The sequence below is a fragment of the Cribrihabitans marinus genome, assembly GCF_900109035.1.
Classification (GTDB): Bacteria; Pseudomonadota; Alphaproteobacteria; order Rhodobacterales; family Rhodobacteraceae; genus Cribrihabitans; species Cribrihabitans marinus.
This window is the reverse complement of sequence record NZ_FNYD01000002.1, coordinates 150,499-173,016: the sequence shown is the minus strand read 5'-3', so window position 1 is coordinate 173,016 and position 22,518 is coordinate 150,499. Positions and strand designations below refer to the sequence as shown.

Annotated in this window: 11 protein-coding genes; 7 read left to right on the top strand and 4 right to left on the bottom strand. The window is 68.7% G+C overall.

The features are described 5' to 3' along the window. The first annotated feature begins 38 nt into the window (after positions 1-38). Both BMX57_RS03250 and BMX57_RS03245 read left to right on the top strand, forming a co-directional pair. Complete coding sequence (locus BMX57_RS03250; RefSeq protein WP_229724183.1) at positions 39-1,841, top strand: autotransporter assembly complex protein TamA; 1,803 nt, start codon at positions 39-41, stop codon at positions 1,839-1,841. Then, positions 1,841-5,944, top strand: a complete 4,104-nt coding sequence (locus tag BMX57_RS03245; protein ID WP_092362487.1) for a translocation/assembly module TamB domain-containing protein — start codon at positions 1,841-1,843, stop codon at positions 5,942-5,944. The genes BMX57_RS03250 and BMX57_RS03245 overlap by 1 nt, the downstream gene beginning before the upstream one ends. Here BMX57_RS03245 and BMX57_RS03240 read toward each other — a convergent pair. Continuing rightward, positions 5,938-6,927, bottom strand: a complete 990-nt coding sequence (locus BMX57_RS03240; protein ID WP_092362485.1) for a Gfo/Idh/MocA family protein — start codon at positions 6,925-6,927, stop codon at positions 5,938-5,940. The genes BMX57_RS03245 and BMX57_RS03240 overlap by 7 nt on opposite strands. Then, on the bottom strand, positions 6,927-7,853 hold the full coding sequence (locus BMX57_RS03235) for a glucokinase (protein WP_092362483.1): 927 nt from the start codon (positions 7,851-7,853) through the stop codon (positions 6,927-6,929). The genes BMX57_RS03240 and BMX57_RS03235 overlap by 1 nt, the downstream gene beginning before the upstream one ends. A 123-nt stretch (positions 7,854-7,976) precedes the next feature. Here BMX57_RS03235 and BMX57_RS03230 point away from each other — a divergent pair, with 123 nt between their 5' ends. Continuing rightward, positions 7,977-9,179, top strand: a complete 1,203-nt coding sequence (locus tag BMX57_RS03230) for an ROK family transcriptional regulator (protein ID WP_177175371.1) — start codon at positions 7,977-7,979, stop codon at positions 9,177-9,179. Here BMX57_RS03230 and BMX57_RS03225 read toward each other — a convergent pair. Then, a complete protein-coding gene (locus BMX57_RS03225; protein ID WP_143057872.1) occupies positions 9,176-10,144 on the bottom strand; it encodes an aldose epimerase family protein in 969 nt (322 codons plus the stop codon). The genes BMX57_RS03230 and BMX57_RS03225 overlap by 4 nt on opposite strands. A 145-nt stretch (positions 10,145-10,289) precedes the next feature. Between BMX57_RS03225 and BMX57_RS03220 the strand changes: the two genes are divergently transcribed. After that, positions 10,290-11,312, top strand: a complete 1,023-nt coding sequence (locus BMX57_RS03220) for a glycosyltransferase family 2 protein (RefSeq protein WP_373283078.1) — start codon at positions 10,290-10,292, stop codon at positions 11,310-11,312. Between the two features lie 4 nt (positions 11,313-11,316). Beyond that, a complete protein-coding gene (locus BMX57_RS03215; protein WP_092362477.1) occupies positions 11,317-13,419 on the top strand; it encodes an NAD-dependent epimerase/dehydratase family protein in 2,103 nt (700 codons plus the stop codon). A gap of 12 nt (positions 13,420-13,431) precedes the next feature. Here the strand turns inward: BMX57_RS03215 and BMX57_RS03210 are convergent, their stop codons facing one another. After that, a complete protein-coding gene (locus tag BMX57_RS03210) occupies positions 13,432-14,196 on the bottom strand; it encodes a WecB/TagA/CpsF family glycosyltransferase (RefSeq protein WP_373283079.1) in 765 nt (254 codons plus the stop codon). 178 nt (positions 14,197-14,374) lie between these two features. Between BMX57_RS03210 and BMX57_RS03205 the strand changes: the two genes are divergently transcribed. Both BMX57_RS03205 and BMX57_RS03200 read left to right on the top strand, forming a co-directional pair. Continuing rightward, on the top strand, positions 14,375-15,841 hold the full coding sequence (locus BMX57_RS03205) for a hypothetical protein (RefSeq protein WP_092362475.1): 1,467 nt from the start codon (positions 14,375-14,377) through the stop codon (positions 15,839-15,841). Between the two features lie 254 nt (positions 15,842-16,095). Continuing rightward, positions 16,096-22,515, top strand: a complete 6,420-nt coding sequence (locus BMX57_RS03200) for a type I polyketide synthase (protein WP_092362474.1) — start codon at positions 16,096-16,098, stop codon at positions 22,513-22,515. Positions 22,516-22,518 lie beyond the last annotated feature (3 nt).

Here is a 22,518-nt window from a genome sequence, read left to right as displayed (position 1 = left end):
GCGGGCCCTGGTGCCGATCAGGCGAGTGGAGCAGCATGATGACACGACAGCGCCGCACCGGGATCAGGCACGTGCTGGCCTTGGCCGCCGCGATCTGGATCCCGGGCCTGGCCGGCGCGGTCGAGACCTCGCTGAGCGCACCCGGCGCAAGCGAGGACCTGACCGAGCGGCTGCGGGCCAGCTCCTCGGTCATCGGCGCTGAGGGGCGCGGCCTCGACACTCCGATCGAGCTGATTTCGGCGGCGCTCTCGGATTACCGCACGATGGTGCAGATCCTCTATGACGAGGGTCATTTCAGCCCGGTCGTGAACATCCGGGTCGACGGGCGCGAGGCGGCCAATCTCGATCCGCTCAACACGCCGTCGCAGGTGCGCCGCATCGACATCACCGTCCGGCCCGGCCCCGTGTTCCGCTTCGGCACGGCCGAAATCGGCCCGCTGGCGCCCGAGACCGAGATCCCCGAGACCTATGCGCCGGGTCAGCCGGCCACAACCGGCGCGATCCGCGATGCGGCCTCCGCCGGCGTGCGCGGCTGGCGGCGCGTCGGGTATGCCAAGGCCGATGTCGGCGGCCAGCGCATCACCGCCCGCCACGCCGAGGCGCGCCTGAACGCCCAGGTCGAGCTCGCACCCGGACGCAAGCTCAGGTTCGGCCGGATGTCCGTCAGCGGCGACACCGATGTGCAGGCCGAGGCGATCCGCCGGATCGCGGGCTTTCCCACCGGCGAGGTCTACTCGCCCGAGAAGGCGCAAAAAGTGGCCACCCGCCTGCGCCGCACCGGCACGTTCAGCTCGGTCACCCTGCGCGAGCGCGAAACCGCCAACCCCGACGGCACGTTGGATTTCGACGCCGAGTTCGAGGACCAGCCGAAACGGCGTCTGACCTTCGGCGTCGAGCTGTCGTCAAGCTCGGGCCTCGACGTCTCGGCCACCTGGATGCATCGCAACCTGATGGGACGGGCCGAGAACCTGCGCTTCGAGGCGGCGATCCGCAATATCGGCGGCGACGAGGACATCGACGGCCGGATCGGCCTGCGCCTGAACCGCCCCGACCGTCTTGGGCCGGACGACAACGTGTTCTACCTGATCAATCTGGAGACGCGCGACCGCACGCATTACGACATCCTCAGCGGCACGCTGGGCATCGGCGCCCGGCGGACCTTCTCGGATGAGGCCTTTCTGGAGGCCTATGTCGGCGTGACGTATTCCGACGCCGACGACGCCTTTGGCGAGGGGCGCAAGTTCCGCTATCTGGTGGCGCCCGTCACCGGCGAATGGGATCTGCGCAACGACAAGACAAATGCCACCGCGGGGTATTTCCTGCGGGCCGATGCCACGCCGTTCCTCGGCTTCTCAGGCACCAAGTCCGGGCTGCAGGCCATGCTGGACGGGCGGGCCTACTGGGACATGGGCACCGACGGGCGGCTGGTCCTGGCCGGTCGGATGCAGCTGGGCTCGGTTGTCGGCCCGTCGATCAACGAGATCTCGCCGGATTTCCTGTTCTTCTCGGGTGGCGCGGGATCCGTGCGCGGCCAACCCTTTGAAAGCCTCGGCGTTCCGGTGAACGGCGACATCGCCGGCGGGCGCTCTTTCGCGGGGATCTCGGCCGAGATCCGGGGCCGCGTGACCGACAGGATCTCGCTGGTGGGGTTCTACGATCTGGGCATCGTGGGCCGGGACGCTTTCGTCAACTCGGACAGCGAGGAGCATTCCGGCGCCGGCCTCGGCCTGCGCTATGACCTGGGCGGGTTCGGGCCGCTGCGGGTCGACCTGGCCTATCCGGTCAGCGGATCGACCAGCGACGGGTTCCAGTTCTACATCGGCATCGGTCAGGCCTTCTGATGAGACGCATCGCATATCCCCTTGCGGCGGTGGCCTGCCTTGCAACCGTGCCCGCGCCCCTGCCCGCCCAGCAGGAGGATGAGGAGGACGCCGGCGGCTTTCTCGTCGGGTTTCTGGAAGACAACCTGTCGGGCGACGGCCGCTTCATCAAGGTGCGCGGCCTCGAGGGCGCGCTGAGCGCCAGCGCCTCGATCGAGGAGATCACCGTCGCCGACGATGACGGCGTCTGGCTGACCATCTCGAACGCCACGCTGGACTGGAACCGGCTGGCCCTGGTGCGCGGGCGTTTCTCGGTCAACGAGCTTTCGGCCGAAGAGATCGTCGTCGCCCGCAAGCCCACAACCACCACGACCGAGACCGAAGCGCCCAGCGCGGCGGCACAGCCCTTCAGCCTGCCGGAACTGCCCGTGTCGGTGGAACTGGGCGAGATCCGCGTCGACCGGCTGGAGCTGGGCCAACCGGTCCTGGGGCGCGCGGCGGAATTGCAGCTGGCCGGCGCGCTGTCGCTGGCGGACGGCTCGCTGGATACCGGGTTGACGATCACCCGCCTGGACCGGCCCGGCGACCAGATCGGCCTGCAGGCGGCGTTCAGCAACGAAACCCGTGAGATCACGCTGGACCTGGACGTGACCGAGGATGGCGGCGGACTGATCTCGACCGCCCTGGGCCTTCCAGGTGCGCCGTCGCTGGAACTGACGGCCAAGGGCTCGGGCCCGCTGACGGACTTCACCGCCGACATTGCGCTGGCCAGCGACGAGGTGGACCGCGTCACAGGCCAGGTGCGGTTGCGCAGCGCGACCGAGGTCGACGACGCCGCACCGCCAGGCATCGCCTTTTCGGCCGATCTTGGTGGCGACATGACGCCGTTCCTCGAACCGGCCTATCAGCCGTTTTTTGGCACCGACACCCGCCTGCGCCTGAGCGGCCTCAACGCCTCGGACGGGCGGCTGGCAATCTCCGAGCTGGATCTGAACTCCAGCGCGCTGCGGATCGAGGGCGACATGGCGCTGGCCGCAAGCGGCGTGCTGGAACGGCTGGCCCTGCAGGGCCGCATCACGCCGCCGTCGGGCGAGCGGGTCGTGCTGCCGGTGGCCGATCCACGTGTCGAACTGGGGCAGGCGCAGATCTCGGCGCTCTATGACAGCGGGACGGCCAAGGGCTGGACCCTGAGCGTCACCGCCGAGGATGTCGAGACGCCTCAGGTCAAGCTGGCCGACATCCGGCTGAGCGGCGAAGGCACGGTCGAGACCGAGGGCACGCGGCGGGTTTCGGGCGACCTGCAGGTGGCGCTGGACGGGCTGGATCCGAGCGACCCCGCACTGGCCCGCGCGGTCGGACGCAGGGTGACGTTGGACGGGCTTTTCGACCTGGTGGGCGACGGCAAGCTGCGGCTGAACGACCTTGTGCTCGCCGGCAGCGACTTCACGATGCGGACGGATACCCAGATCGACGGGTTGAACAGCGGCTTCGCGATGGACGGAACCGTGGCGCTCGAGGCCGAAGACCTGGCACGATTCTCGGACCTGGCGGGCCGCGATCTTGGCGGCATGGTCGAGGCGGAATTGACCGGGACCGGCACGCCGCTGGGCGGCAGCTTCGACTTCGAGTTGACGGCAAGCGGCCGGGACCTGGAAAGCGGGATGGCCGAGCTCGACCCCCTGCTGACCGGGCGCACCGAGGTGTTCGTCAGCGCCCTGCGCGACGACACCGGCACCAGGCTGCGCAGCCTGACCGTGGATGGCGCGGCCCTGTCGGCCGAGGCGCAGGCCATCGTTACCGAACCGGGCGGCCTGCTGACGCTGGACGGCACCGCGCGGGTGAAAAGCGCCGATCTGGCGCCGTTCTCGCAGCTGGCCGGCATGGATCTGGGTGGCGATGCGCGCATCGATCTGGCCGGCAGCGGCACGCTTGAGACGCGCGAGTTCGATCTGCAGGTCGACGCGGTGGCGAATGACCTGTCCACCGGGCGGGCCGACCTCGACCCGATTGTCGCCGGTCGCACGCGGCTGTCGCTGGACGCGCGCAATGACAAGCATGGGCTGCTGATCCGGCACCTGCGCCTGAACGGATCGAGCGCGAGCGCGGATGTGGCCGCCACCGTGACCGGCATCGAGGCCGGCGCGCCCGAGGTGGTGGGCCGCGCCAGCGCCCGAATCCCCGACCTGTCCCGCTTTGCCGGACTGGCCGGGCAGGACCTGCAGGGCGCGGTTAACGCCGATCTGTCCGGCAGCGGCACGATAACCGATCGCGTCTTGGATATCCGGCTGAACCTGAACGCCCGGGATCTGGCCACCGGAATAGCCCAGGCCGACGCGCTGATCACCGCGCCCGTCAGCCTGACCCTCGACGCGCGCAACGACGCCGAGGGCATCGACATCGACGAGCTGGATCTCGACACCGGCGCAGTGACCGCAACCGCCGAAGGTGCCTTGCGCAAGACCGGCGAACGGTTGCGGCTCAGGACCGTGCTAGACGATCTCGGGCGCATCACGCCGACGGTGTCGGGGCCGCTGACGCTGACCGGCGACGTGGCGCGGACCCAAGGCGGGCTGCAGGGCGAAGTGCGGCTGGAAGGTCCGCAATCCTCCTATGCGCTGCTGGACGGCGACGTGACGTTCGACGGCGGCGCCAACGTGGATTTCGACGCTCGGCTGGATCGTCTGGAACGGTTCCTGCCCGATTTCCCCGGCGTGATCACGGCCAAGGGCAACGCCGACCGCACCGACGGGGTCTGGACCATCGACACCGAGGCGACCGGCCCGGGCGGCTTCGACGCCATGATCGCCGGCACCTATGACGAGGCCAGCGGCCTTGCCGATCTCGACACCAACGGCGCGCTGAACCTCGGGATCGCCAACACCTTCATCTCACCCAACAAGATCGGCGGAACCGCGCAGTTCGACCTGGCGCTGGACGGAAAGCCGGGCCTGCCGGCGCTCAGCGGGACGGTCTCGACCTCGGGCGCTTCGCTGGCCATTCCCGGTGCCGGACAGACGCTGACCGATATCGGCGGCACGGTCCGCCTGGCCGAGAGCCGGGCGGCGATCGAGATCGGTGCGGCCCTGCGCGCCGGCGGCACGATCAGGGCCAGCGGACCGGTGGAACTGACACCGCCCTTCAACGGGCAGATCGCCGTCGACCTGAACCAGCTGATCCTGACCGACAACGCGCTTTATGAAAGCAGCGCCGATGGCCGCCTGGTGATGTCAGGCGCGCTGGCCGGCAACAGCGCGATCACCGGTCAGGTCCGGATCGGCGAGACAAATATCAACATCGCCGCATCGACGGGCGCCGCGGGTGCCGCCCCGATCCCCGACATCGTGCATCTGGGCGAACCCGGCCAGGTGCGCAGCACACGCCGCAAGGCCGGGCTGATCCAGGAAGACACCGGCGGAGGCGGCGGCGGGCCGCAGATCGGACTGAACATCGACATCCTGGCCCCCAACCGAATCTTCGTGCGCGGTCGCGGCCTGAACGCGGAACTGGGCGGGGCGATCAATATCGGCGGCACCGTGGCCAACATCACGCCCTCGGGTCAGATCGACCTGATCCGAGGTGTGTTCGACATCCTGGGGCGGCGCCTGTCGCTGGACAAGGGCGTGATCGCGCTGCAGGGCAGCCTCAAGCCCTATATCGAGTTCGTCTCGTCGACCACGACCGAGGATGGCGAGGCCAGCATCCAGATCTCGGGGCCGGTCGACCTGCCCGAGATAGAAGTGACCTCGGATCCCGAACGCCCGCCCGAAGAGGCGCTGGCCATGCTGCTCTTCGGCAGCCGCTTTTCCGAGCTGTCGCCTTTCGTCATCGCGCAGATGGCCGCGTCGCTTGCGCAGCTCAGCGGCGCCGGCGGCGATTCCACCAAGGGGTTGCGCGACAGCACCGGCGCCGAATCCATCGACCTCGGCACCGATTCCGGCGGCGCGGGCCAGCTGGGCCTCGGCGGCTACCTGGGCGAGAACCTGTATTCCGACGTGACTGTGAACACGCAGGGCGACACCGAGCTGAACCTGAACCTGGACGTGACCGACAACTTCACCGTGCGCGGCTCGGTCGACAACGAGGGCGAGACCGGGCTGGGGATCTTCTTTCAGCGCGATTACTGAGGGCGCGGGCCGCCCGCCCGGTAGATCTCGTCGATGACCTGCTGCACGCGGCGCGAAAACTCCAGCGGAAACACCTCGTCCGACTCACCGCGGCTGGCGCGCACAAAGGCGTCGGACTGCAAGGCATACTGGTTCACCTCGCCGAAGCGGAAAACCTGGGTCTGCGTGTTCTTCTGGTCATGCAGGATGACCTGCGCATCGCCATAGCCCAGCGGGTTGAACGGGGCCGGCACGTCGATCCAGCCGGTTTCGCCGAAAAACCGCATCGACTGGTGCAGGGCCATCTGGCTCGACACATGCATCGACAGGGCGAAACCGTCAAAGGCCACATCGGCCCGGGCAAAGATGTCGGTGCCGAACTCGGGCGAATACTCAACCTGCGCGGTTGCACCCCTCGGCTCGGCCCCGGTGGCGATCAGCGTCGTGACCACGGGATAGACCCCGATATCCGGCAGCGCGCCGCCGCCCAGCTCGGATTTGTTGCGCATGTTCGCCGGATCGGTCAGGTGGTATGAGAACGCACCCGACACGTGCCGCAGCCGCCCGATCGCGCCTTCGGCGATCAGCGCGCGCACCTTGTGCCATTGCGGATGATACCAGACCATGAACGCCTCGGAGATCACCACGCCATGCGTGTCGCGAGCCGCGATGATTTCGTCGATCTGCCCGGCCTGCAACGCGATGGGTTTCTCGCACAGCACATGCTTGCCGGCGGCGGCGGCGCGGATCGACCATTCGGCGTGATGCGCGGTCGGGATCGGCAGATAGACCCCGTCCACCTCCGGGTCGGCCAGCAGCGCGTCATAGTCGCCATAGGAGTGCGGGGCGCCGAACCGGGCGGCGAGCGCGCCGGCGCGGTCGGCGTCGCGGCTGGCGATGGCGTGGATCACGCCGTCTTCCGACCGGGCAATGGCCGGCATCACCTGCTCGCGCCCGATCTTGGCGGTGGACAGGATTCCCCAGCGGAACGGTTGTCGGGACATCACGCCTCCTCTTTCTGCCATCCGGCGCAGCGGGCCGCGCCCAGCAGGGCCGCGGCATCATCGGTGATCAGGCGGATCGGCACCTGGGCCACGTGCTCGGCGAACAGACCATCGTGGTCCAGCGCGGCACTGAATTCCTCGATCGCCTGAGAGCCGAGGATACCACGCGCGGCACCACCGGCGAAATGGATGCCGTGGAACGGCTGGTACTGGAACACCATCTCGCGCGTCAGAACGCCCATAAGCCGCGCGGTCAGCATCACGGCACGGCGCGCGGCCTCTGATCGACCGTCGGCGAAGGCCTGCAGGATCTCGGGCCCCGGCAGATCGCGGCCCGACAGGGCAGCGTGCAGACGCGACAGGCCCCGCCCCGAGAACAGGTCTTCGATGCTGCGGAACCGGTCGGCGGCCTCGCCGACCTCCTGCGCCAGGACGCCCGCGACGCTGGCCGGCAGGCTGGCATGGCCCAGTTCCAACTCGAGCACGACATCGCCCTTGGTGACGCAGGCATTGAATCCGGTGCCCAGCCCCGCCACGACCGCCTGATCGTTCAGGGACGGCCCTGATGCGCCGCGCAGCTCCTGCAACTGGGACGCCCCAAGCGCTGGAAGCGCATGGCCCAGCGCCACCAGGTCGTTCACCAGCTGCACATTGGCCAGTCCCGACAGCGTGTCGCTGAGCCGGTCGACCGAAAAGTCCCAGTCGCGGTTGGTCAGCCGGGCATGATCGCCGGTCACCGGCCCTGCGACGGCGACGCAGGCGCCCGACAGCTTGGGGATGTCCCGCCCGTCCAGATAGGCCTGGAGCGCGGCGTAGAACGTTGCATAGCGGTCGTTCTCGACCCGGGTGGCATGGCCGACCCCCTGATCCGAGACCAAGGCGAAACGCGCGTTCGTTCCGCCGACATCGGCGACGAGTACGGTCATTTTCCTGTTCCTGACTCGCTGGGACCTGAATTGCGCGCAACTTCGCGGATTTTAATTTGGAAATCAAATTAAATCGGACTACAGTCGCGTTTCCGCTGATCTTGGTGACGGGGCCGACACCAAATGACTGTTTTGCAAAGGGAAACCGGGCGGCGGGTTCTGTTTCGCGAGATCCGCGCCAACGGTCCCGTGGCCCGCATCGACCTGGCCGCGCGCTCCGGCCTCAGCCGGGCGACCGTGACCGGGCTCACGGCCGACCTGCTGCGCGCCGGGCTGATCGAGGAGGTGGCGCGGGATGGCGGCGATGCCGCGCCCGCCCGCGGCCGGCCCCGCGTCGACCTGAAGATCCGCGGCGCGGCCCGGTTGGTGGCCGGCCTGCGCATCGGCACGGACAGCCTGTCGCTGGTGCTGCTGGACTTCGGCGGCGCCCGGTTGGCCGAACTGGAACAGCCGATGACCGGTGAAGCCTTGACCGCCGAGGCGCTGGCCAAGCGGATCGCCGCCGCGCTGGAAACGCTGGCGCAGCGCGCCGGTCGAGCGGTCGGCGAGATCTCGGGGCTGGGCGTTGCGGTCGCGGGCGTAGTCGATGCCGTGCGCGGCCTGGTCCACTGGTCACCGTCGCTCACCGGGCGCAACGTGGAATTTGCGCAGATCCTGGCCGACCACCTCGGCATGCCGGCCTTTGTCGACAACGACGCCAACCTGGTTGCGCTGGCCGAAAGCCTGTTCGGGCTGGCCCGCGGTCGGTCCGACTTCCTGGTCGTCACCATCGAAAGCGGCGTCGGGCTGGGCCTGTTCATCGGCGGCCGCCCCTATCGTGGAACACGCGGCTGCGGCGCCGAGTTCGGCCATGTCAAGGTCGAGCTGGACGGGGCGCCTTGCCGATGCGGGCAGCGCGGCTGCCTCGAGGCCTATGTGGCCGACTACGCGCTGGCCCGAGAGGCCGCCGCCCTGCCCGCCGGGGCAATCCCGGGCGCAATGGACGATCCGGCGACCGCGGTGCTTGCGGCGGCGCGCGACGGCAACCGGGCCGCCCGGCGGATCCTGGACCGGGCCGGGCAGGTCTTTGCGATGGGGCTGGCCAACCTCGTCAACCTCTTCGATCCGTCGCTGATCATCCTGGCCGGCGAGCGGATGCCGCTGGACCATCTCTATGACGATCCCGTGCTGGAACGGATGCAGGCCCTGACCACCCGCACCGACCGGCCGCCGCCCGAAATCCGGGTGCACAAATGGGGCGACCTGATGTGGGCGCGCGGCGCCGGGGCCTTTGCGCTGGACGAGGTGGCCAATATCGCCCTGGCGGCGCTGGACGGAACCGCCTAACCGACCGCCTCCGGCGCGATGGTGACGGTCAGGCGCTGCCGATACGGTTCTTCGGGCGTGGCGAGCGGACTGGGAAACTCGGGCCGGTTGACCGCGTCGGGATATCCCTGCGGCTCCAGGCACAGGCCTGCAAAAGGGGTGTGGACAAGCCCGCCCGAGGGCGCTGCACCCGGCGACAGCTTGTGGCCGGTATAGAGCTGCAGGCACGGCTGATCGCTGCGCAGCTCCAGCCGCATCCCGTTTCCGCGCAACGTGACCGGTTCGTCCCCGGACAGGACATAATTCAGGTCGATGCCCTGCCCCTGCGGATCGGCGAGGTCGATCCTGCGGCCGTTGCGGAAGTCCAGCGGCGTTCCCTGAACCGGACGGATTTCGCCGATCGGAAGCATCGCGGGCCCGCACGGCGTGACGTGCGCGGCCGGCACGGTCAGGCGCAGGTCGCGCACTGATGGCGCGCCCAGCGAATAATAGGAATGCTGGGCCAGGTTCACCGGCGTCGGTCGGTCGCTGCGGGCCACCATCTCATAGCACAGCTGCGCCCCGCTCAGCGTGACCGTCACCTCGACATCCAGCCGCCCGGGATAGCCACCCTCGCCATGCTCGGACGTAACACGCATCCGCACGGCGCGCGCCCCGTCCGGCTCCATCTGCCAATTCCGGTGCGACAGCCCTGCGGGACCGCCGTGCAAGTGGTTTGGCGGCTCGTTCGCCTCCAGCCTCCAGCGCTGCCCGCCAAGATCGAAACCCGAACCCGAGATCCGGTTGGCGACGCGCCCGGCGATCGCGCCGATGTAGTGCGGGTTTCCGCGATAGGCCTCGGGATCCGAGAACCCCAGCACGACCGGCACCGGTTGACCGCCGCGCAGGACGCGCCAGTCCTGGGTCACGCAGCCAAGGCTGAGCATCGTGACAGACGCCTCCGCGCTTTGCAGGACACGTCGCCGGATGGTGTGGTTCCGGGTCAAGTCGCTCTCCTGGATGCAGGGCGTCCGAAATCGCCCGCCCTTTGCTGCCTCGCGGATGCGTGACGCGCAAGAGGATTTGGACTTTGCGGTGAAAGCCTGCTTAAGATTCGGCGCGCGCCCGCCCCGTTTCCTGCCGGAGAACCCGTTGTCATCCTTTGAAGATCTGCCGCAGCCAGCCGCCGATCCGGACCTGCCCGGTCCCGGCGCCGTGGGCCTCGTGCTGATCGGGCGCAACGAAGGTGCGCGGCTTGTCCGGGCCCTTGAGGCGGCGACCGGTCAGGCCAACAGAATTGTCTATGTCGATTCCGGCTCGCGGGATGGCAGCGTCACGGCGGCGCGCGCCGCCGGTGTGGCGGTGGTCGAACTGGACCCCGCCTGTCCGTTCAACGCGGCACGCGGACGCAATGCCGGATATGCCGAGCTCATGCAAGGGGACGAAAGACCGGAATTCGTGCAGTTCATCGACGGCGATTGCCAGCTCGAGCCGGGGTGGATCGAACGGGCCGTCGCCCATCTGCACACCGGTCCCGGCCTGGGGCTGGTTACCGGATGGCGCTCCGAGGTCGCGCCCGAGGCCAGCATCTACAACCGCATCTGCGACCACGAATGGCACCGGCCTGCGGGGCCGATCACCACCTGCGGCGGCGACATGATGGTGCGGGCGACGGCCTTTGAACAGGTCGGCGGGTTCGACGAAACGGTGATCGCCGCCGAGGATGACGAATTCTGTCTCAGGCTGGCCGGCAAAGGCTGGCGGCTGGAACGCCTGCCGTCGCCGATGACCCGCCACGACGCCGGGATGACGCGGTTTTCGGAATGGTGGCGGCGTGCCGAGCGCGCGGGCCATGGCTTTGCCCAGGTCGGCCGGATGCATCCCGGACATTTCCGGGCCGAGCGGCGGCGGGTGATCGTCTTTGGGCTGTTGCTGCCCTTGCTGGCCCTGAGCGGAATCTGGTTCGCGCCGGCCCTGCTGCTGGCGAGCGCCCTCTATGCGCTGTCCTTTCTGCGGGCCTGGCAGGGCTTGCGTCGCGACGGCCTGCCCGTGGTCGAGGCCGCGCATCAGGCGCTGTTCCTGGTCGCGTCGAAATTTCCCAACCTTGTCGGCATGATCCGCTATGCTGCCCACCGGCTGCGCCGGCACGCCCCCCGCATCATCGAGTATCAGTGAGCCCATGACCGACACCGCGATCCGAATCGGCCTGATCGGGGCCGGATACATCGCCGGCTGGCACGCAGATGCCATCACGGCGACCGACGGTCTGGACCTGACCGCCATCTGTGACCGCGCGCCCGGCGCCGCGCAGGCGCTGGCCGAGCGTCACGGCGCGCGGGCTTTTGATGACACCGACGAGCTTTTGGCCTCGGGCCTGTGCGACGCTGTGCATGTCCTGACACCGCCCGACAGCCATGCCGAGCTGGCCATAAGGTGCCTGCAGACCGGTCATCACGTGCTGGTCGAGAAACCTGTCGCCCTGTCCGCGACCGAGGCCGCGCGAATCGAAGCAGCCGCGCAAGCCGCCGACCGACGTTTCCATTGCGGGCACAATTTCCTTGGCCTGCCGTCATATGAACGCCTCAGGAAACAACTGGCCGATGGCGCTCTGGGGCGCATTTCGGGGGCCGAGATCCGGTGGTGCTATCCCCTGCCGCCGCTGCGCTCGGGGCCGTTCTCGTTGTGGCTGCTGCGCGAGCCGCGCCACCTGGCGCTGGAATTCGGGCCGCACCTGATGGCCTTCGCCAACGACCTGTTCGGCCCGGTCGAGGTCGAGCATGTCAGCCTGGGCAAGCCGATCACGCTGCCGGGCGGGGTGGACCTGCCGCAAAGCTGGCGCATCACGGCCCGGGCCGGCGACGTGGACCTGACCTTGATCCTGTCGCTGGTCGAGACCGTGGATGACCGGTCGTTGACCCTGCGCGGCTCGACGGCCAGCGCGCGGCTGGATCTTGCCGCCGACACTCTGGTGATCGACGCCGAGAACGCGTCCGACCTGGTGGTGAATCCGGCCCGTCGTCAGGCCGCGCTGGCCTGGCAACACCTGCGCAACGGTGCGGCCAAAGCCGCGGTCCAGCTGGTCTCGCTGAATCGCAAGTCGCCTTACCCGCTCAGCTTTCGCGGGATGATGAACGGGATCTACGGCCCCCTGCGCGCCGACGCCGCCCCCGATTCCCGGTTTGCCGGCGCCACGGCCGAGCCGGTGATGGGCGCCCTGGATCAGCTCATCGCCAAGGCCGGCCTGCCCGGCGCAACACCGCCGCGAAAGGCCGCGCGCAAGCCGGACCCTGATGCGCTGGTGATCGGCGGCACCGGCTTCATCGGGCGTGCGCTGACCCGTGAGCTGGTCGCGCGCGGGCGCGACGTGCGGGTGCTGAGTCGTGGCAAGACCGGGCCTTTCGCCGACCTGCCGGAGCAGGTCGAGACGGTGGCCGTGGACCTGCGCGACAGCGACGGGCTGGCCCGGGCAATGGCGGGGATCGACACCGTCTGGAACCTCGCCCGGTCGGTCGATGACAGCTGGGAGGATTGCCTGGCCAATGACGTGGCCGTGACCGAGCGCATCGGCCGCGCGGCGCTGTCGGCAGGTGTCCGGCGGTTGATCTATACCGGCACTATCGCGTCCTACGACATGTCCGATCCCGACGAAGTCATCACCGAAGCGACCGGCTTCGCCGAGGACATGAGCGACCGCAACCTCTATGCCCGCAGCAAGGCTGAGTGTGAACGCAGGCTACTCGCCCTGCACCGGACCAAGGGTCTGCCCGTGACGATCGCGCGGCCCGGCATCGTACTGGGACGCGGCGGGCCCCTGCAGCACTGGGGCATCGGGCGCTGGCACGGCGCGGGAGCGGTGCGGATCTGGGGCGACGGCCGCAACCCGCTGCCCTTCGTGCTGATCGAGGATTGCGTCGATGCGCTGATCCGCATGGGCGAGGCGGACGGGATCGAGGGCGAAAGCTTCAACCTCGTGGCACCGCCCATGCTGGGCGCACAGGCCTATTTCGACGCGATCGAGGATCGGCTGCGCGCGCGGATCCGGGTCAGTCGCGGCAATCTGCGCCTGCTTTTTGCGGCGGACGCAGTCAAACATGCGCTCAAGACCCGTGTGCTGCGGCGCGAGGGCCTGACCCGCCCCTCGCTGCGCGACTGGCTGTCGCGGGCGCATCTAAGCCGGTTCGACAGCACCTTTGCGCAGGACCGGCTGGGCTGGCAGCCGGTGACGGACCGCGAGACCTTCCTGCGCAAGGCAATCGACGAGGCCAACCTGTTAGGCTTCTGAGCCCGCGCCGGGTCACTCCGCACCTGAGCGGCGCAGCCTGAGCGCGTCACGTATCTGTCCCGGCAGGATAGCCGCACAGGCCAGGTATCGCGGCACCAGCCGGCGCGGATCACCCGCCGCCCGCCACAGCCACTCCAGGGCCATGCGACGCATCCAGAGCGGCGCCCGGACCTGGTGGCCACCGAGGAAATCCAGCCCCGCCCCCACCGACACGAAGCCCACCGCGGGTGCGATCCGCCGACCGTGCAGTGCAAAACTCTCCTGCTTCGGTGCGCCCAGCGCCACAAAGCACAGGCCCGCGCCGGCTTTGCGCAGGTCGTTCAGGATCCGGTCCGCCTCGGCCCCCACCGGATCGAAGCCATAAACCGGCGCGTGGCTGTAGACGATGCGCAGTCCCGGCGCGGCCTCGCACAGGGCGCGGGCCGCGTCGGACAGGGCCTCGCGGCTGCCGCCCACCAGGGCGACAGGCACCTGCTCGTCGGCCGCGAGCCCGGCCAGCGGCAGCACCAGGTCCGAGCCGGGGATCACCCGGACCGGCCGCCGCGCGAGGCGGGACAGCCAGACGATCGGCCGGCCATCCGCGACCACCAGGTCCTGCCCGGCATAGACCTCGCAAAAGCGCGGGTCGGACGACAGCTTGACCAGATGATCGAGGTTCAGGGTTGCCAGCGCGAACCCCTGCCCGTTCCGGACCCGGCGGCGGATCTCGCCGAACAACCTGTCGCGGTCGGGCATGTTGACCGTGATGCTGTGCTGCGCGCCGAATTGGAACCGCACGGTTATCTCCCCCAAGAACAGCTTCCGATCATCCTAGGGCCACCCTGCCCCGCGGCGCCAGAGCCGGTGCGCAACATGCCTTCTGATTGCCGCAATGGCGCTGTAGACGGCGACAATAGCCGCGGCGGTTGCTAGACTGTCGTTCTTCTGTGCCATTGCCGCGATCCACGCCGAACCGATGCCCAATTCGCTAGCCTACCTGATGCTGATGCTGTGGCCGGTGGTCACGTTGCTCCTGTTCCTGCGGCTGACGCTGGAACGGGCGCTGATCTGGAGCCTGCTGGGCGGCTACCTGCTGCTGCCGCCGGTGGCTGAGTTCGACCCGCCGCTGTTCCCGTCGATGAACAAGCATTCCATCGCCAGCGTCAGCGCCTTCCTGGCATGTCTCTTCGTTGCGCGCAGGCCGGTCGCGCTCTGGTCGCGGTCGTGGCTGGTGCGGTTGCTGCTGATCACCTTCCTGCTGGGGGCGGTGGCGACGGTTCTGACCAACGGCGATCCCCTGCTCTTCCATGCCATCGAAAACACCGAGCCGATCCGTATCGTGCGTTTCGCCCTGCCGGGCATGGGATTGCGGGACCTGCTGTCGGTCCTGATCGCGCAGCTGATCGTCCTGCTGCCGTTCTTCCTCGGGCGGGCCTTTCTGGGCACGGATAGAGGCATGCGGGAACTCTTGCTGGGGCTGGCCATCGGCGGGCTGATCTATTCGGTCCCCGCGCTGCTGGAAACGGTGATCAGCCCGGTTCTGAACATCTGGATCTACGGCTTCTTCCAGCACGATTTTGCCCAGATGATCCGCGGAGATGGCTATCGTCCCATCGTGTTCCTGCAGCACGGGCTGTGGGTCGCACTGTTCATGGCCACGGCGCTGATCTCGGCGGCGGCGCTGGCGCGGCGGGCGACAGACAAGGCGCGGTCGGCCTGGGCCATGGCGGCCGTCTTCCTGGGGCTCGTGGTGCTGGCCTGCAAAAGCCTCGCGTCGATCGTTCTGGGCGCTGTGCTGACACCCTTCGTGCTGCTGTTCGGAAACAAGGCAAAGATCCGGCTGGCGGTGCTGATCGCGGTTCTGGCCGTGACCTACCCGATGCTGCGCAATAACGGGCTGATACCGATGGACAGGATCATCGAGCAATCCGCCGCGATCAGCGAAGAACGGGCGCAATCCCTGTATTTTCGCGTCGAGAACGAGGAATTGCTGCTGGACCGGGCGCATGAGAAACCCTGGTTCGGATGGGGCAGCTGGGGCCGGAACCTGGTCATGGACCCGGGCGGCGGCGGCATCCTGACCGTTCCGGACGGCAACTGGATCATCGTCTTCGGCACGTTCGGATGGGTCGGCTATATCGCTCAGATGGGCCTTCTGGCCGCTCCGATCCTGCTGCTTGGCCGGCAGATGCAGGGCATGCGAGAAGGCGAAATTTCCCCGCACGCGGCCACCGTGGTCATCATCCTGGCCGCCACGCTTGCAGACATGCTGCTCAACGACACGCTTATCAACTATACCTGGCTGTGCGCCGGTGCGGTGCTGGGCCATGTCGAGAGGTTGCGGAACCCGGACCTGCAGATGCACCGTGCAGGCCACCCGCGTTTCGGTGACGGGCCGATCATCGGGGCGCAGCCGAAACGCAACCTTCGCAGCCTGCTCTGATCCGTTGCAATGGGGAGCCGGCCTGCCGATTGTCTCAGACGGCGGGACAATTTCGCGACGCCCGTGGCTTTGTCGGACTCTGCACGCCATGGTCGTGTTTTTCGCGGTTTGCTTTGTTGATCGCGAAACAATCCGCTAGTCTGTTCACCGAGGGGAAGTGTCATTTGTAGAGGCCCGCCCGTCCTGTGCCGGAATTGCCAACGGTGCAGGCGGCAAAGGCGGGTATGGCTGCGAGCGGAACGGTTGGTCAAGGTATGACGTCGCGAGGGAATCAGTCAGGCGCGGGCGATATCGCCATAGTCGGGATGTCGCTCTGCGTGCCCGGCGCCTCCTCGACGGCGGCCTTCTGGGACAACCTGCGCGATGGTGTCGAATACATCCAACGGCTCGACGAACAGGCCCTTCTGGACGCCGGCGAACGCCCCGACCTGCTGTCCCATCCCGACTACGTTCCTGCCGCCGCCCCGCTGGACGGGTTCGACCGGTTCGATGCCGAGTTCTTCGGGTTCTCGCCGAAAGAGGCCGCGATCCTCGACCCGCAGCACCGCAAGTTCCTCGAGGTCTGCTGGCAGGCGATGGAGGATGCCGGGCACCCGCCCGAAACCCTGCCCGGCCCCGTCGGCGTCTATGCCGGCTGCGGCATGGGCAGCTATTTCTACTTCAACATCTGCTCGAACCCGGGGCTGGTCGACGATGTGGGCATGTTCCTGCTGCGCCATACCGGCAACGACAAGGATTTCCTCTCCACCCGCGTCAGCCATGTGTTCGACCTGAAAGGGCCGTCGATCAGCATCCAGACCGCCTGTTCGACCTCGCTGGTGGCCGTGCACTATGCCTGCAAGGCGCTGCGCGAGGGCACGTGCGACTTGGCGCTGGCCGGTGGTGCCACCATCGAGCTGCCACAGGGGCGCGGCTATCTCTATCGTGAGAACGAGGTGCTGTCGCCGGACGGGCATTGCCACGCCTTCGACCACCGGGCGCAGGGCACCGTCTTCGGCTCGGGTGCAGGCGCGGTGGCGCTGCGGCGGCTCGAGGACGCGCAGGCCGATGGCGACCATATCTGGGCGGTCATCAAGGGCAGCGCTATCAACAATGACGGCGCCGCCAAGGCCGGGTATCTGGCGCCCAGCGTCGACGGCCAGGCACAGGCCGTGCGCCAGGCGCTGGACGACGCCGGAACACCGCCCGAGACCATCGGCTATATCGAATGCCACGGCACCGGCACCTATCTGGGCGATCCCATCGAGGTCTCGGCCCTGACCCAGGCGTTCCGGCAGGGCACCGACGCGACGGGGTTCTGCAAGCTGGGCTCGGTCAAGACCAATATCGGGCATCTCGATACGGCGGCCGGGGTGGCCGGGCTGATCAAGACTGCGCTGGCCCTGCACCACCGGCAGATCCCGCCCTCGCTCGGATTTGAAAAGCCGAACCCGACCATCGATTTCGAGACCAGCCCGTTTCGTGTCAATGACCGCTTGAGCGACTGGACCTCGCACAACGGCCCGCGACGGGCGGCAGTGAACTCGCTGGGCGTCGGGGGAACCAATGCGCATGCGATTCTGGAGGAAGCGCCGGATCGCGGTGCCTCCGAGGAGAGCGATTTTCCCTTCCACGTGCTGTGCCTCTCGGCCCGGTCCCGCGCCGCGCTGGACGGCAACGCGCAGGCGCTGGCGGGCTGGCTGCGGGCCAATCCGGATGTGGATCTGGCCGATGTGGCCTACACGTTGAAGGAAGGTCGGCGCGGGTTCGAGAAACGCCGCGTTCTGGTGGCCGAAACGGCGCTTGAGGCGGCGGAACTGCTGGACAGCGGAGACCCGCGCCGGGTCTTCACCCATGACCTGCTGGGCGAGCGGCCCGAGACCGTGTTCATGTTCCCCGGCGGCGGTGCGCAATATGCCGGCATGGCCCGCGATCTCTACGAGACCGAGCCGGTCTTTGCCGAGTGGATGGATCGCGGGCTGGAGCATCTACAGAAGTCGCTCGACCATGACATCCGCGCCATCTGGCTGCCCGAGGGCGACCCGGCCGAGGCCGACAGGCGTTTGCAAAAACCGTCGGTGCAACTGCCGCTGATCATGATCGTCGAATACGCCCTGGCACAGCTCTGGATCAGCTGGGGCGTGCGGCCCGCCGCACTGGTCGGGCATTCCATGGGCGAGAACACCGCCGCCTGCCTGGCCGGGGTGATGCGCTTCGAGGATTGCATCGACCTTGTCCTGCTGCGCGGGCGGCTCTTCGACACGGTACCCGCGGGCGGGATGCTGCAGGTGTCGCTGCCGGTGGACGCGGTCAAGGCGCTGATCGGCGACGCGTTGGACATCGCCAGCGTGAACGCCCCCGGCCTGACGGCGGTCAGCGGGCCACGCGATGCCCTGGACGCGCTGGCCGAGACGCTCGCGGCGCGCGAAATCGACCACCAGCGCATCCAGATCGACATCGCGGCACATTCCCGGATGCTGGAGCCGATCCTGAAGGATTATGGCGACTTCCTCGCCACGCTTACGCTGAACCCGCCGCAAATCACGGTCATCTCGAACCGGACCGGCCAGCCGCTGACCGAGGCGCAGGCGACCGATCCCGCCTATTGGGTCGGGCATCTGCGCAACACGGTGATGTTCGCCGACTGCATCGCCACGTTGGCCGAGACACCGGGCCGCGTGTTCCTCGAGGTCGGGCCGGGCAAGGCGTTGAGTTCGCTGGCCCAGCTGGCCGACGCGGTTCAACCCGGCCAGGTGCTCAGCTCGCTGCGCCATCCCGATCAGGACATGGCCGACGACGCCTGTTTCCTGGGGGTGATCGGCCGGCTCTGGGCCTGCGGCGTAAAGGCCGACTGGGCACAGGTCTGGGGCGCGGCAAGACGCCATCGCCTGCCGCTGCCCACCTATGCCTTCCAGAGCAGCCGGTATTTCATCGAGCCCGGGACGCCGCAGGTTGCCGATACCGGCAGCGCGCCGATGCGCGAGGACGACATGGCGCGCTGGGGTTGGCGCCCGGCCTGGCGGCCGCGCCTGGCGGAGTGCGACATCGATGTCGAAACCGAGCTGGACACCGTCGCGCCGCTGACCTGGCTGATCTTTGAGGATACTGCCGGCATCGCCGCGCCCGTGGCCCGGCGACTGCAGGGCGCCGGGCACCGCGTGACGCGCGTGTTGGCCGGGGACACCTTTGCGCGGCTCGGCGACGACGTTTTCCAGCTGGCCCCCGAACAGGGGCGGCACGGCTATGACCAGCTGCTGCACGCCCTGGCCGATGCCGACCGCCTGCCCGACCGGATCGGGCATTTCTGGCTGGTCACCGACGAAGAGACCTTCCGCCCGGGCGCAAGTTTCTTCGACCGCAATATGGAACAGGGCTTTCTGAGCCTCACCGGGCTGGCGCAGGCCCTGGGCGGGGTCGACCTGCCCGAGCGGGTGCACCTGACCGTCGTGACATCGGGAGCGGCCGAGGTGCGCGGCGAGGGGCTTCCCTATCCCGAGAAGGCGATGATCGCAGGGCCGGCCGGGGTCATCCCGCGCGAGTTTCCCGGTGTGACTTGCGCTACCCTGGACATCGAACTGCCACGCGCCGCGCCCGGCGGGATCCTGTCGCGGCTGCGCGCCGACCCGCCCGAAACGGGGACGACGCTGACCGACCGCCTGCTCGGGGACCTGCTGGCAGAACCCGGCGAGACGGTGGCCGCCCTGCGCGGCGACAAGCGGTTCGGCCAGACCTACCGCCCGGTCGCGCTGGACGGCGATGCGCTCGCGTTCCGCGACGGCGGCACCTATCTGATCACCGGCGGCTTCGGCGGCATTGGCCTGACCCTCGCCGCCGACCTGATGGAACGCCACGGGGCGAATGTCATCCTGCTGTCGCGCGAGGCGCTGCCGCCGCGGCAGGACTGGGCGCGCCACCTCGCCCGCCACAGCCCCGCCGACCGGACCGCAAGGCGGATCCGCGCCCTGCAAGAGCTGGAGGCCCGTGACCGGGGCCAGGTGCTGGCGGTGGCGGCGGATGTCTGCAACATCGAGCAGATGCGCGCAGCCGTGGGCCAGGCAGAAGAGGCGTTCGGCGCGATCACCGGCCTCATCCACGCCGCCGGTCATATCGACGACGGCCCGATCCTGTCCCGGACAGAGGCCGGGATCCAGCAGGTGCTGGCGCCAAAGGTCGCTGGATTGCGCGTCCTGGACCAGCTCTTTCCCGACGGGATGCTGGAGCTGATGGTGCTGTTCTCGTCTTCCTCGACGGTGACGCGCCCGGCGGGGCAGATCGATTATGTCGCGGCCAACGCCTATCTCAACGCCTGGGCCCAGGCGCGCAGCGACGCGGCCACTCGCGTGGTCGCGGTGGATTGGGGCGTGTGGGCCGATGCCGGCATGGCGGCCGATGCCAAGGCGGCGCGGCTGGGTGCCGCGCAGCCGACCGAGCGGACGGAATCCCCGATGCCGCTGCTGGACGAGGCGGGTTTCGACCGCGACGGCAATCGCCTGTTCGTCTCGCAGTTCCGGGCCGGTGACCGGTGGGTGTTCGACGATCACCGCACGGCGGCGGGCGCGGCGCTGATGCCAGGTACCGGCTATCTCGACCTGGCCGCGCAGGCGCTGCGGGCGCAGGGCGAGAATGGGCGGTTCGAGATCCGCGATCTCTATTTCTTCCGTCCCATGCCCGCCGACGACGCCGGCCGCGATTGCGTCATCCGGCTGGAGCCGGCGGGCGAGACATACGGGTTCACGGTGCACAGCGCCGCCGCCGGCGGATACGTCCTGCACGCGCAGGCCAGCCTGGTCCCGACGCGGCAACCTGATCCAGAACCGCTGGACCTGTCCGCGATCGCCGCACGCTGCACGACCCGCGACGAGGCGGCACCCGGAACGGTGCTGCACTCCCCGCAAGAGGCGCATCTGCGCTTCGGCCCGCGCTGGCAGGTGCTGCGCAGCACCGCATTCGGCGCGGGCGAAGGTCTGGCGCGGCTTGTCCTGCCCGATGCCTGCCGCGGTGACGTGACGACCGGTTCGGTCCTGCATCCGGGGCTGATGGACCTGGCCACCGGCTGGGCGATCCGCCTTGCGCCGGGCTATGATGCCAGCACGCTGTGGGTTCCGGTGTCCTACCGCGCGGTTCAGGTGCATGTGCCGCTGCCGCCCGAGATCCGCAGCTGGGTCCGGCTGGCCGAAGGCGACACCGGCGGCGAGGCCGCATTCGACGTGACCCTGACCGACGCACAGGGCCGGATCTGCGTCGAGGTCGAGGGGTTCCGCATGCAGCGATTGCAAGGCGCGCTGGACCTGTCCGATCCCGACCGTCCCGACAGTGATGCCGCCGCGCTGGGTCTCGTGGCCCGGACCGGCGACGCGCCGCTGTCGCCGGACGAGCAGCGGCTGCACCACAATATCAGCCAGGGCATCCGGCGCGACGAGGGGGCCGAGGCGCTGCGCCGTGCGCTGGCCGCCGGACTGCCGCAGGTGGTGGTCAGTTCCATGGACCTGGACGCGCTGGTCCGGCAGGCTCAACGCAGCGCGGCGCCCCAGGTGAGCGACGGCCAGAGCTTCGAGCGGCCCGACCTCGACACCGACTATGTCGCGCCGGAGGGCGAGATCGAGAAGACGCTGGCCGGGTTCTTCGAGGCGTTGCTGGGCGTCTCGCAGGTCGGCGTCCATGACAGCTTCTTCGACCTCGGGGGCCACTCGCTGATCGCGGTGCGCCTGTTTGCACAGATCAACCGGGAGTTCGGGGTGGAGTTCCCGATCTCGTTGTTGTTCGAGGCGCCCAGCATCGCCGGCATCGCCACCCGGATCGAGGCGCGCACCGGCCCCATCGCCGGCGGCGACGACACCCCGGACGAAGCGCCGGGCTTTACCCACGTGGTGCCGCTGCACCAGTCGGCCGACAGCAAGGCCGCGCCGTTCTTCATCGTCGCCGGGATGTTCGGCAACGTGCTGAACCTGCGGCACCTGGCCTTGATGCTGGGACGCGAACGCTCGGTCTATGGGCTGCAGGCGCGCGGGCTGATCGGGCAGGACGATCCGCATCGCACGATCGAGGCCGCGGCGGCCGACTATATCGCCGAGCTGCGCCAGGTGCAGCCGCAGGGACCATACCTGCTGGGCGGGTTCTCGGGCGGGGGCATCACCGCCTACGAGATGGCGCGGCAGCTGGAAGCGTCGGGCGAACAGGTGTCGCTGCTGGCCATGCTCGACACGCCGCTGCCCGTGCGCCCGGCCCTCAGCCGTGGCGACAAGGCGCTGATAAAGCTGCAGGAATTGCGCAGGAAAGGCCCCGGCTACCTGGGTGAATGGGCCCGCAACCGCATGGCGTGGGAGATCGCCAGGCGCCGCGGACCGGACGCCGAAAACGCCCTGACCGCCTTCAACAACGCCCGGGTCGAGGCCGCGTTCCGCGAATCGGTCGCCGCCTACAGGTTGCAGCCCTGGGACGGGCCGCTGGTGCTGTTCCGCCCGCCGCTCGACCGGCACTGGAAAGTGTCGGGCGGCAACTGGGTCAGCCGCGAACGCGAATATGTCTTTGACGACAACGACTGGACCCGCTGGGCGCCGCGCACGCAGGTGGTCGAAGTTCCGGGCGATCACGACAGCATGGTCCTGGTGCCGAATGTCTCGGTTCTGGCCGACCGGCTCAGGGCGTGCATCGATGCGGCACAGTCTCCGCCGCCCGTTGCCGAGGCGGCCGAGTGAGCA

Excerpts from the sequence above, each read along its gene's own strand:
- BMX57_RS03250 (WP_229724183.1), top strand. The coding sequence starts at position 39 with ATGACACGACAGCGCCGCACCGGGATCAGGCACGTGCTGGCCTTGGCC.
- BMX57_RS03245 (WP_092362487.1), top strand. The coding sequence starts at position 1,841 with ATGAGACGCATCGCATATCCCCTTGCGGCGGTGGCCTGCCTTGCAACC.
- BMX57_RS03240 (WP_092362485.1), bottom strand. The coding sequence starts at position 6,927 with ATGTCCCGACAACCGTTCCGCTGGGGAATCCTGTCCACCGCCAAGATC.
- BMX57_RS03235 (WP_092362483.1), bottom strand. The coding sequence starts at position 7,853 with ATGACCGTACTCGTCGCCGATGTCGGCGGAACGAACGCGCGTTTCGCC.
- BMX57_RS03230 (WP_177175371.1), top strand. The coding sequence starts at position 7,977 with ATGACTGTTTTGCAAAGGGAAACCGGGCGGCGGGTTCTGTTTCGCGAG.
- BMX57_RS03215 (WP_092362477.1), top strand. The coding sequence starts at position 11,317 with ATGACCGACACCGCGATCCGAATCGGCCTGATCGGGGCCGGATACATC.
- BMX57_RS03205 (WP_092362475.1), top strand. The coding sequence starts at position 14,375 with ATGCCCAATTCGCTAGCCTACCTGATGCTGATGCTGTGGCCGGTGGTC.
- BMX57_RS03200 (WP_092362474.1), top strand. The coding sequence starts at position 16,096 with ATGACGTCGCGAGGGAATCAGTCAGGCGCGGGCGATATCGCCATAGTC.